Genomic DNA, 1,299 nt, shown 5'->3' with positions numbered 1-1,299 from the left:
CGGTTGAACTTCCTATACCCCCTGAAGCGCAATGGCGAAAACATGAACCTGCAGATCAGCAATGCCCTCACCCTCCTGCATCATCATCTTGGCGACAACCTGCTGGCGGTGCATCTGTTCGGTTCCGCCGTCAGCGGCGGCCTCAAGCCGGCAAGCGACATCGATCTGCTGGTCACCGTCCGCACGCCCCTGAGCGATAGCACGCGCAAGGTCCTGATGACCGACCTGCTGAGGCTGTCGGCCTGGCCGGCCACCGCGCACCTGCGCCCGCTGGAGGTGACGCTGCTGGTGCACGACGCCGTGCGGCCCTGGCGTTATCGGCCGATGCGCGAACTGCAGTTCGGCGAATGGCTGCGCGACGAGCTGCAGGCGGGTCGCTTCGAGCCGGCCATGGCCGATCATGACCTGGCCATACTGCTCAGCAAGGCACGCCAGCACGCTATCAGCCTGCTAGGCCCGCCGGCTGCCGAACTGTTCGAGCCGGTGCCTGAAGCGGACATGATTCGCGCCCTGCACGACACCGCGGCGCAATGGAACGGACCGGACGACTGGCTGGGCGATGAGTGCAACGTGGTCCTGGCCCTGGCACGCATCTGGCTGACGCTGAGCAGCGGCGAGATCGCTGCCAAGGACGTGGCGGCCGACTGGCTGCTCGAGCGCTTGCCCCCTGAGCACCGGCCGCTGCTGGAAACTGCGCGAGACGTCTATCTGGGCCAGGCCAGGGATGACCTGGCTCAGCGGCCCCAGGCACTGGCCGCTTTCATCGGTTATGCCCGGCACCAGATCGAGCGGCTACGCAGCGAGTCGGTCAACCGATAGACTGCCGTTTCGACCAGCGATGGACATGCCCATGACGCCCGACCAGATCGCCAGCTTCTGCCTCAGCCTGCCGGGCGCCCGCGAAGACCTCAAGTGGGGCAGCAACCGGGTGTTCTCGGTAGCCGGCAACAAGATGTTCGCCATCCTCGATTTTCTGGGCGAGGATCTGGCCTTCAAGGTCGATCACGACCTCTTTCTCGGCTACGTCGACCGCCCCGGCATTCGCCCCGCGCCCTATCTGGCGCGAGCGCACTGGGTCAGCATGAGCGCCCGCCAGCTACCGCTTGGCGACCAAGAGCTGCGCCAGTTGCTGACCCGTTCCCATCAGTTGGTGGTACGCCGACTGCCCAAGCGCCTGCAGCCCGGTCTGCTACTGGACGAATAGCACATCACCACCTGCGCCCACTGCGGCGGCGCGGTACGGATCGTCGCCAGCATCGAGGAACCCAAAACCATCCGCGCCATCCTCGCCCACTTCGA

Annotated in this window: 2 protein-coding genes; both read left to right on the top strand. The window is 65.7% G+C overall.

Translation table 11 applies throughout. The features are described from left to right. Positions 1–42: 42 nt before the first annotated feature. A complete protein-coding gene (locus A7X97_RS01660; RefSeq protein ID WP_075075807.1) occupies positions 43–819 on the top strand; it encodes an AadA family aminoglycoside 3''-O-nucleotidyltransferase in 777 nt (258 codons plus the stop codon). A gap of 31 nt (positions 820–850) precedes the next feature. Then, on the top strand, positions 851–1,204 hold the full coding sequence (locus A7X97_RS01655; protein ID WP_003246929.1) for an MmcQ/YjbR family DNA-binding protein: 354 nt from the start codon (positions 851–853) through the stop codon (positions 1,202–1,204). The last annotated feature ends 95 nt before the right edge of the window (positions 1,205–1,299 follow it).

This window comes from Stenotrophomonas sepilia, from assembly GCF_003244875.1.
Lineage (GTDB): Bacteria > Pseudomonadota > Gammaproteobacteria > Xanthomonadales > Xanthomonadaceae > Stenotrophomonas > Stenotrophomonas sepilia.
The sequence above is the reverse complement of the archived record's forward strand: the minus strand, read 5'-3'. Positions and strand labels throughout refer to the sequence as shown.